The 9,999-nt window shown below is 72.2% G+C and carries 7 protein-coding genes; 4 read left to right on the top strand and 3 right to left on the bottom strand.

Going from position 1 to position 9,999, the window contains the following annotated elements; translation table 11 throughout:
- Positions 1-296 precede the first annotated feature (296 nt).
- Positions 297-2,438: a PIG-L family deacetylase gene (locus tag ACSNOH_RS02115; RefSeq protein WP_436719410.1), complete on the top strand. Its 2,142-nt coding sequence runs from the start codon at positions 297-299 to the stop codon at positions 2,436-2,438.
- A gap of 141 nt (positions 2,439-2,579) precedes the next feature.
- The gene (locus ACSNOH_RS02110) at positions 2,580-3,362 is read left to right on the top strand and encodes a class I SAM-dependent methyltransferase (RefSeq protein ID WP_436719409.1); all 783 of its coding nucleotides are present in this window, start codon (positions 2,580-2,582) and stop codon (positions 3,360-3,362) included.
- A 12-nt stretch (positions 3,363-3,374) separates the two neighbouring features.
- On the opposite strand, the gene ACSNOH_RS02105 is transcribed toward ACSNOH_RS02110, so the two are convergent.
- Positions 3,375-5,429, bottom strand: coding sequence for an alkyl/aryl-sulfatase (locus tag ACSNOH_RS02105; protein WP_436719408.1), 2,055 nt, complete (start codon positions 5,427-5,429; stop codon positions 3,375-3,377).
- A gap of 321 nt (positions 5,430-5,750) precedes the next feature.
- On the opposite strand from ACSNOH_RS02105, the gene ACSNOH_RS02100 reads away from it, so the two are divergent.
- Positions 5,751-6,857: an isoaspartyl peptidase/L-asparaginase family protein gene (locus ACSNOH_RS02100; RefSeq protein WP_436719407.1), complete on the top strand. Its 1,107-nt coding sequence runs from the start codon at positions 5,751-5,753 to the stop codon at positions 6,855-6,857.
- A 106-nt stretch (positions 6,858-6,963) separates the two neighbouring features.
- On the opposite strand, the gene ACSNOH_RS02095 is transcribed toward ACSNOH_RS02100, so the two are convergent.
- Positions 6,964-8,421, bottom strand: a complete 1,458-nt coding sequence (locus ACSNOH_RS02095; protein ID WP_436719406.1) for a cytochrome P450 — start codon at positions 8,419-8,421, stop codon at positions 6,964-6,966.
- 102 nt (positions 8,422-8,523) lie between these two features.
- The gene (locus ACSNOH_RS02090) at positions 8,524-9,234 is read right to left on the bottom strand and encodes a hypothetical protein (RefSeq protein WP_436719405.1); all 711 of its coding nucleotides are present in this window, start codon (positions 9,232-9,234) and stop codon (positions 8,524-8,526) included.
- 43 nt (positions 9,235-9,277) lie between these two features.
- Here ACSNOH_RS02090 and ACSNOH_RS02085 point away from each other — a divergent pair, with 43 nt between their 5' ends.
- Positions 9,278-9,868, top strand: coding sequence for an AAA family ATPase (locus ACSNOH_RS02085; protein WP_436719404.1), 591 nt, complete (start codon positions 9,278-9,280; stop codon positions 9,866-9,868).
- Positions 9,869-9,999: the final 131 nt, after the last annotated feature.

Raw genomic sequence — 9,999 nt, 5'->3', positions numbered from 1 at the left:
TATAAGAGACAGACCCCCACCGGAATCCCCGCTCCGGAAGCCGTTCCGCTACCACCGCGCAACGGTCCGTGACTGCCGTCCCGGACCGCGGGCCGCGTTGCGCAACCGCGCACGAAACTACATGCGGCCGACGTACGGCTGTTACAAAACAGCGGGGAAACAGCAGGTTGCGTTTCATAAGATCGAACTCACGATCCACAGGCGATTAGTTCTAATCGCCCTTTCGCTTTTCCACTGCGCGCCGAGCGCAGCAGAGTTGGGGGAATCCTGTGCCAGGGCACATACCGCGCCGACGCGTGCTCCAGGTCGCGGGCGGCGGCATCGTCCTCGGAACGGGCGCGGTGGGGGCCTGGCAGTGGCTCGCACCGGACGCGAAGAAGAAGTCCGAGCACGACGGCACCCCGGTGCGGCCGGCGAAGGCGACGACCTCCGAGTCGTTCGTGCACGTCATCGCCCACCCCGACGACTCCCTCTACTTCATGAACCCGGAGCTGGAGCAGTCGATCCTCGGCGGCGGCCCCTCCGTCACGGTCTGCCTCACCGGCGGCGAGTCCGACGGCCGCAACGCGCTGTCGACCGCGCCCGGCTACAAGCAGCTGCCGGAGAAGCGCAGCGAATTCGTGCGCGCACGGCTCAACGGCTTCCGCGAGGCCACCGCCCAGATGGCCACCGGCGACTGGCTCAGCCCCTGGACCGTCGAGCCGCTGTCCCTCGTGCCCGGCATCCAGGTCGAGCTGCACACGCTGCGCGCCGCACCCCAGGTCCAGTTGATCTTCCTTGAGCTGATCGAGGCCCGCACCCTGCGCAACCCGCGCAAGGAGAGCCTGCGCGGCCTGTGGCTCGGGGCGACGCCCAAGCTGACGACGCTCCTGCCGGCCGGCAGCCCGGTCAAGCGCACCTTCCAGTACGGCCGCCAGCAGGTCATCGACACCCTCGTCGCGATCTTCGAGCGCTACCAGCCGACCGTCGTGCGCACCCTGGACCCGAACCCGACGCATCTGCCGAAGCCGCCGGAGTTCCCCGACGCCCCGCCCGTCCTGCGCGGCATAGCCAAGTACGACCACCAGGACCACACCACGTCGGCGTTCTTCGCCCAGGCCGCGCTCGCCGAGTACTGGGGCCGCAAGCACGCCCGCCCGACGGCCGTGGACAGCTACGTCGGCTACGAGGTCTCCCACCTCCCCGCCAACCTCGACAAGGCCACCACGGACCACAAGCTCAAGTTCCTCGACACCTACGGCTGGGCGAACGGCAAGGACTGCGACGACGACGCGGGCTGCGGCGACCGCAAGGTCGGCAACACCTCGCACACCAAGTACCTCGGCTGGTCGAGCAACTGCCGCCACCGCGCCCCCGGCACCATGCGCTGGGTGCAGCCGCTGCCCGACGGCCGCCTCGCGGCCTTCGGCCTCCTCGACGGCGCCGCGCAGTGCTGGACCGAGGCCAAGGCAGGCAGCGGCATCTGGTCCACGCCCACCTCCGTCGGCGGCTCGATGCTGGAGGGCCAGATACAGGCGCTCCGCCACTCCGACGGCACCCTCCAGCTGTTCTCCATACGCACGGTGCTGCCCGCGAAGGACCAGCCGCACCGGCGCGAGGTCGTCACTGCCCTGCAGAGCGGCAGCACCGGCGGCACCCCGGCCTTCGGGCCCTGGGAGTCCCTGGGCTCGCCCGAGCAGGACCCGGAGCGCACGATGGAGATGGGCTACCCCGTCGCCGTCGCCGGCACCGACGGCACGGTGCACGTCTTCGTCCGCACCTTCGAGGGCGAGGTGGCCTTCCGCAGCGGCTCCGGCGGCAAGGACTTCTCCGGCTGGGAGACGCTGCCCACGGCCGGTCCGCCGGTACGGATCGAGGACGGGCTCGACGCGGCCGTCGACAGCCAGGGCCGGATCCACGTCGTGGCCGCCGACACCAAGACCGTGCACCACTGGATGTCGCAGGGGACCGGCGCCCCGCTGCAGATGACGGAGCCCACGAAGCTCCCGGCCGTCACCGGCCCGCTCAGCCTCGCCCCCCTCGCGAGCGGCGGCATGCGCATGGCCGTCCGCCAGCCGCGCACCTCCCGCGTGCTCGTCGCCGACCGGCTCGGCGACGAGAAGGGCTGGCGGATCTCCGCCCAGTGCGAGCCGCAGGGCGGCCACGCCCGGGTCGCCGTGGCCCAGGCGGGGAACACCACCGTCCTCACGGACCACGACGGCAAGGGCCGCATCCGCCTCTCCGCCGGCTCCGGCCGGCCGGGCCCCTGGGGCAAGGAGGGCATCCCGCACCGCGGGGTCCCCGGCGTCGCGCTGGACGGCAAGGGCAACCCGGTCGTCGTCGTCATGGGCCTGGACAACCGGCTCAGCAGCGCCCGGATGCGCGGTACGGGCAAGGACGCGTTCACGGACTGGATCGCGCACGACGGCAAGGCCGTCCGCACGAACGAGCAGTCATAGGACCCGATCCGTAGGGACGTACAGAAACGTCACACCGCTGTCCCGGCCACGTCCGGCTACGTCCGGCCACGTCCGGCCCGTCTCACCCGGGCCGGACGTGGCCCCGGCGCATACAGCAGCCATTGGGGTATTACTACTGATATGTCATCCAATACCCCTCACGCACAGCGCAGCTTCGACGACCTGGTCGCGGAGGCGGAGGCCGTCTCCGTGGCCGGCTGGGACTTCTCCTGGCTGGAGGGCCGGGCCACCGAACAGCGTCCGTCCTGGGGCTATCAGCGGACGATGAGCGAACGCCTCACCCATGTGGACGCGGCCCTCGACGTCCAGACGGGTGGCGGCGAGGTCCTCGCCGGAGCACGCCGGCTGCCCCGCACGATGGTGGCCACCGAGTCCTGGCCGCCCAACGTCGCGAAGGCGACGAAGCTGCTGCACCCCCTCGGAGCGGTCGTGGTCGCCGATCCGGACGAACCGCCGCTGCCCTTCGCCGACGAGGCCTTCGACCTCGTGACCAGCCGTCACCCGGCGACCGTGTGGTGGCAGGAGATCGCCCGCGTGCTGCGCCCGGGCGGCACGTACCTCGCCCAGCACGTGGGCCCGGCCAGCGTCTTCGAACTGGTCGAGTACTTCCTGGGCCCGCAGCCGGAGGAGGTCCGGCGCAGGCGCCACCCCGACGACGAGCGGCGCGAGGCGGAGGCCGCGGGGCTGGGCGTCGTCGACCTGCGCGCCGAAACCCTGCGCATGGAGTTCTTCGACGTCGGCGCGGTGATCTATTTCCTGCGGAAGGTGATCTGGATGGTTCCCGGCTTCACCGTCGAGCAGTACCGCGACCGCCTGCGCGAGCTGCACGAGCGCATCCGGGCGGACGGCCCCTTCGTCGCCCACTCGTCGCGCTTCCTCATCGAGGCCCGCAAGCCGGTATAGGTCCCGCAGGGGTCAGTCCCGTACGGGACCCGTACGCGTCCCGCCGACGCCGGGAGCGACGAGCGGGAACTTCGGGTCCGGCCCGGTCAGGTAGGAGAACACCGTGTCCGCGGCGCTCTGCTCCCCGTCCACGATCTCGATCTCCTTGTTCCCGACGGCCTGGTCGAAGTTCCGCGGGAAGTCCGGGCCGGCGAGGACAAGACGGCTGAGCGCCTCACGGGAGAGCTTGAGAGTGACGTCCGGGGTGCCCGCGAAGAGGTCCTTGCCCGGTACGTAGACCAGCACGCCGTTGCGCAGGGTCGTGGTGCACGTCTGGTCCGTGGCGCCGGTGACCTGCCACTGGAGGACGATCGGCGCGGACTGCTCGGCTCCCGCCTTCGGCCCGTCGATGCTGCGGGCCAGAGCGGCGAAGTACTGTTCCAGGCTGAGGCTGTTGACCAGATCACCCGCCTCCTGGCCGGCCCGGGGCTCCACGCCGTGGGCCAGCTCGTGGGCGCCGGTGAGGTAGAAGTCGCGCCAGGTGCCGTTCTCCGCACCGTACCCGAGCTGGGTCAGCGCCTTGTACTGGAGCTTCTTGGCCGCCTCGCTCTCGGCGGGGTAGCCGAAGATCACATGGTTGAGCAGCTCGGCGGTCCAGCGGTAGTCACCGCTGTCGTACGCCGCCCGGGCCTTGGCCACCACGTCCGCGACGGTGCCGATCGCGTCCACGTACCGCTTGCCCGCCTCGGCCTGCGGATAGGTCCACAGGTGAGCGGGGTTGCCGTCGAACCAGCCCATGTAGCGCTGGTAGACGGCCTTGAGGTCGTGGCTGACCGAGCCGTAGTAACCACGGGTGTACCAGTGGCCCGCCAGCGACTCGGGCAGTTCGAGCTCTTCCGCGATCTCCGGACCGTTCTTCCCCTTATTGATCAGGCGCAGCGCCTGGTCGTTGAGGTAGGCGTACACGTCACGCTGGACGCTGAGGTACTCGACGATCTTTTCCTTGCCCCACAGCGGCCAGTGGTGGGAGGCGAATTCGACGTCGGTGTGCTCGCCGAAGGTCTGGATGGTCTCGGTGAGGTACTTGGACCAGGCGTGGGCGTCGCGCACCTGGGCGCCGCGCAGGGTGATGAGATTGTGCAGGGTGTGGGTGGCGTTCTCGGCCGCGCACAGGGTGCGGTGCTCGGGGAAGTAGATGTTCATCTCCGCCGGGGCTTCGGTGCCGGGCGTGAGCTGGATGATCATCCGGACGCCGTCGACGATCTGGCGGTACAGGCCGGGCCGCCAGGGGATCACGTCCTTGTCGGACCACTGGTTGCGCGGGACGGGGCCGTGGGCGGCGTCGCCGATGCTGACGGTCGGCGGGATCAGGGTGACCTCGCCGGTGGAGATGGTCAGACCGAGGCCCGAACCGACCTGCCCGTACGGGCTCTTGTCCAGCTTGGCCGCGTACATGTACTCCGCGCGGCGGCCCATGGCCGGGCCGGCGTAGACGTTCTCGCTGACCGCGTGCTCCAGGAAGCCGTCGGGCGCGATGACCGGGATGTCCGGGACGACGTCGTTCTTCTCGGCGAACAGGCCGCGCACCCCGCCGAAGTGGTCGACGTGGCTGTGGGTGTAGATGACGCCGACGACCGGTTTGTCACCGATGTGGTCGCGGTAGAGCTTCAGCGCGTGCTGTGCGGTCTCGTAGCAGGCCAGCGGGTCGAGGACGATGATTCCCGTCTCGCCCTCGATGATGGTCATGTTGGACAGGTCGTAGCCGCGGACCTGGTAGATGGCGCCGCGCGGGCCGGAGGTGACCTGGAACAGCCCGGCGAGGGCGGTGAGCTGCCCCTGCCGCCACAGGCTCGCGTTGACCTCGGCCGGTGGGGTCTCGCCCTCGCGCAGGAAGTCGTAGCCGTAGAAGTCCCAGACGCGCGCGTCACCGTTGGTACGGGCCGGAATGAAGGGGAGGGGCGGTACGGCTATCTGCCCCCGTGTGGCGTTCTCGAAGTCCTCGGAGCTCGACGGGATGGTCTCGATCACCTTGCGGTTCGCCTCGGCGATGGCCGGTGCCACCTCGACGGGCTCCCACTCGCTCGGCATGTCGCAACCTCCAGAGGGTGTGCGGACTTCACCGCACAGATCGGGGATCGGAGTGCTCGCTGCACGTGATGCACGGGTGACGCTATGCACCCTGAGAGGCGCGCACAACCACACCGACCCCCGTGAAGTGCGCCTATCGGACGTACGGTTGCGAACCGCCCTCGACATTGCGCCACGGCAGAAAGGCCGAAAGCGGACGGACAGCCGCTACGGCAGGGTTCCGGCCGTTCCCGGGCGTTCGCGCACCATTTCCCCGGATCCCGTTCCGTCGCGGCGGTCTGCTCGGCAAGGTGAGCGGGACACCGAGCGAGGAGAGGGCCCATGCGCGTGCGTTCGAGACTCTGGATCGTCCCCGTACTCGGCGCCCTGGTGGCGGTCGTGGCGGTGCTCCCGGCGCTGTCGCAGCCGTCCGCGGAGCCCGCCGGCACCACGTCCGTGTCCGTCGGTCCGGGGCGCGGGGCGCCGCCCCGGCCCGAGGCCACCGGGGTGGTGCTGGCCGTCCACGGCGGCGCCGGGACGGCACTGCGGCGCGAGGACACCGACGCCCGCACGGAGCGGGCCTACCGCGACGGGCTGGCCGGCGCCCTGCGCGCCGGGGGGAAGGTGCTGCGGGACGGCGGCGGAAGCGTGGCGGCGGTGGAGGCGGCCGTACGGGTGCTGGAGGACGATCCGCTGTTCAACGCGGGCAGGGGTGCGGTGTTCACGGAGGACGCCGGGCACGAGCTGGACGCGTCGGTCATGCGCGGCTCGGACCTGGCGGCCGGTGCGGTCGCCGGCGTCCGGCACGTGCGCAACCCCGTCTCCGCGGCCCGGCTCGTGATGGAGAGGACCCCGCACGTGCTGCTGGCGGGCCAGGGCGCCGACGACTTCGCCGCGCGCAGCGGCCTGCCGCCGGTCACCCAGGACCACTTCTGGACGCAGGCACGCTGGGACAGCCTGATGAAGGCCAAGGAACGGAGCAGGGGCGGCCGGACGCCGGCCGTGGGCGGCAGCACGGTCGGCGAGGCCGCGATGGGCACGGTCGGCGCCGTGGCCGTCGACAGCAGGCGGGACCTCGCGGCCGCGACGTCCACGGGCGGGACGACCAACAAGATGGCGGGCCGGGTGGGCGACTCCCCGGTCGTGGGCGCGGGCACGTACGCGAAGAACGGCACGGTCGCGGCGAGTGCGACGGGGCAGGGCGAGGTGTTCCTCCGGGGCGCCGCGACCGCGACGATCTCCCATCTGATGGAGTTCGGCGGCCGGGACGTGACCGCGGCCGCCCATGAGGTCGTGCACGAGCGGCTGACCGCCCTGGGCGGCACGGGCGGTGTCATCGCACTCGACCCCCGCGGCACGCTCGCCACCCCGTACAGCAGCGAGGGCATGCTCTACGGCTATCTGACGGCGGACGGCGAGCTGGTCACGAAGGTGTTCCCCGGGGAGTAAAGGGCCCTCCGCAGATCGCCCTCCGCAGACGGCCTTCCACGGACGGCCCTCCACAGATGGCCCTTACGTACGGCCTTACGTACGGCCTTACGTGGCCGGCAGCGGCTCAGCGCGCGTACAGGTACATGGGCAGGCGCTCGGGAGCGAGTACGGCGCGGGCCGCCGGGCGGATCGTGACGCCGGGCACGGCCCGCAGGCGCCAGCGGGCGGCCAGCGTCGCGAGGGCCATCGTCGCCTCGGTGAGGGCGAATTCCTCCCCGATGCACCGGTGGGCGCCGAAGCCGAAGGGGGCGTACGCGCGCAGCCGCGCGGAGCGGTCCGGGTCCCCCGACCGCGCGCCCCCGGACCGCTCGCCTCCCGACCGCGCGCCTCCGGGCCCCCCGCCTCCGGGCCCCTCGTCCGCGGCCCAGCGCCCGGGCAGGAACCGGTGCGGCTCGGGGTAGAGGTCGCCGCGGCGGTGGACGACGTACGGGCTGAAGACCACCGTGCTGCCGGCCGGCAGGCACAGGCCCGCCAGCTCCGTCTCCACGGTGGTGATGCGCGGAATGATCCATGCCGGCGGGTACAGGCGCAGCGTCTCGGTGACGACCCGACCCGTCAGGGGCAGCCGCGGCAGGTCGTCCTGCGTCGCGGCGCGCTCGCCGAGCACGCCGCGCGCCTCCGCCGACAGCTCCTCCTCGACGTCCGGGTGGTGCGACAGGAGGTGGCAGGCCCAGGCGAGGGCGGCGGCGGTGGTCTCGATGCCGGCGAGGACGAGGGCGGTGGACTGGTCGTGGACGGCGTCGTCGGCGACCGGTGTCCCGTCGGGCATGCGGACGGACAGCAGGTGGGAAAGAACGTCCTTACGGTCGGCCGCACGGTCGGCCGCCTGTCCGTCATCCGTCTGCGCACGGTGGGTGTCGATGAGGCGGGTGGTGTGCGCCCGCCAGCAGGCCAGGGCCCGGGCGTAGCGGCGGTTGGCCGGGATGGGCAGGCGGGCGGCCCACGGCACGAGCGACTGCCGGTAGATGCCCTTGAGGAACGTGTCGAGGGCGTCGTGCAGCTCGCGTGCCTCGGCGGGCGGCAGGTCGGCGCCGAAGAGCGCCCGCAGCGCGGTCTTCGTGGCGAGACCGAACAGCTCGCGTACGAGATCGGTCTCCTGGCCGTGCCGCCAGCCGTCCATCGTCTCGCCGATCGTCTGCCGCATCACGGCCGCGTACCGGTCGAGGTGGTCCGGGCGGAAGGCGGGCTGCATCAGCCGGCGCTGCGCCCGGTGGTCGGCGTACGGGCAGGTCGCCAGGCTGTTGCCCATGGCGCGGCGGGACCGCTCGTAGTGGGCGCCGTCCCGGTCGTAGGTCCGGTCGTCGGTGAGGACGCGGCGCACGAGGGCGGGGTGGCACAGCACGAACACGGGCCGGCGGCCGAGGCGGACCTCGACGAGGTCGCCGTGGCGCGGCAGGCCGTCGAGGAAGGAGAGCGGCGTGCGGTAGAAGGCCGCCAGGTGTCCCGCCAGCGGCCGGGCCCCCGGTGCGCGTCCCGCCCGCAGGCCGGAGTCCGCGGGCCGCCGGTCCTGACGCGGTGCCATCGATCTGCCTCCAGGGTGGTCCGCCGGGCACGGCCACCGTAGCGAAACGGCCCCCGCGGGAGGAACCACCGCACGCCCGGCGCGGAGGGCCGCGGCGCCGGGTCAGCCGGCCGTGGCCGCCTCGGTGACGTCGGCGACCAGTTCCACCATGTCCGGGCCGTACGCGTCCGAGCTCACGACCTTCAGCAGGAGGCAGAACGTGCCGTCGAGGCCGTGGCGGCGAGCGAGCCGGGCGTGGTGCCGGGCGAGGTACCGTATGGCCGCCTGGTTGGTGACGCTGCGCTGACCGGAGGCGAGGAAGACGGGGCGGCTGCCGCCGGGTCCCCGCAGCCGGGCGAGCAGCACGTATTCGGCCGTGCCCTTGTCCATCCGGTACGTTTCGCCGCCGACGGTGATCGCTCCGCCGTCGGGGCCGCCGTGCCCGGTGTTCACCGTGACGCCCGGCAGCAGGGAGCGCAGGTGGGCCTCGGTGCGCCGGTTCGACACGGGTCCGCCGACGCAGAACTCGGTGCGCACGCCGATCCCCTGGCGGGCGGCGTCGTGCACCACGATGTCCGTGTGCGCGCCGCACTCCTTGATCAGCGCGGCGAGTTCGAGCAGGGCGAAGGCGTCGTGCCGGGCGACGCCCCAGCCGCTCGCGGCGGGATCCTGGTTGACCACGAGCAGGCATTCCGAGCCGCCGGGCAGCCCGAAGAAGGCCTGTTTGCGGCGGAGTTGCCGGCGCCACAGCTGTGTCCTCACGAACCAGCCGGCAGCAGCACTGATCCCGCTGGCCACGAGCCCCAGCACGATGTTGCGCACGTCGTCGTTCATGGGCGGGGACTCTACGGGAACGGGTGCGGCGTAGGGTCGGGCCATGCTCCTGTGGATCAACGGCCCCTTCGGCGGCGGCAAGACCCATACGGCGTACGAGCTGCGGCGGCGGCTGTCCGGCAGTGTCGTCTGCGACCCCGAGCACGTCGGGTTCGGCCTGCACCGGATGCTTCCGCCGGCCCTGCGCGGCGACTTCCAGGACCTGCCGGCCTGGCGGCAGGGCGTGTACGAGGTGCTGGACCTGGCCCTGCGCGAGCACGGCGGGCCGGTCATCGTGCCCATGACGGTCGTGGAGCCGGAGGTGTTCGGGGAGACCGTCGGGCGGCTGCGCGAAAGCGGGCACGACGTACGGCACTTCACCCTGATGGCCTCGCGGGCCACGGTGCTGCGGCGGCTGCGCGAACGTTCCGTGGTGCACGTCCTGAAGGCGGCGGCGGGCGGCAGCGCGCCCAGGCGGCGGGAGAGCTTCGCCGAGTCGATGCTCGACCGGTGCCTGGAGCGGCTGCGGGCCCCGGAGTTCGCCGCGCACGTGTGGACCGACCGGCTCACGGTCCCGGCCGTCGCCGAGGCCGTCGCCGGCGCGGCCGGCCTGACCCTCGCCCCGGACACCGTCGGGCCGGGGCGCTTCGGCTGAGAGCCGCTCGTTCGGACGCGCTGGGCGCCTCCTCGGCTGAGAGCCGCTCGGGCCCGGCTTCTTCGGCTGAGATCCGCCTGTTCGGGACGCGCTGGGCGCCTCTTCGGCTGAGACCCGCTCCGGCCGGCCTC

The sequence above is a fragment of the Streptomyces sp. URMC 127 genome (genome assembly GCF_051386535.1).
Classification (GTDB): Bacteria; Actinomycetota; Actinomycetes; order Streptomycetales; family Streptomycetaceae; genus Streptomyces.
Note: the sequence above shows the minus strand (reverse complement) of the source record. Positions and strands in the feature narration are given on the sequence as shown.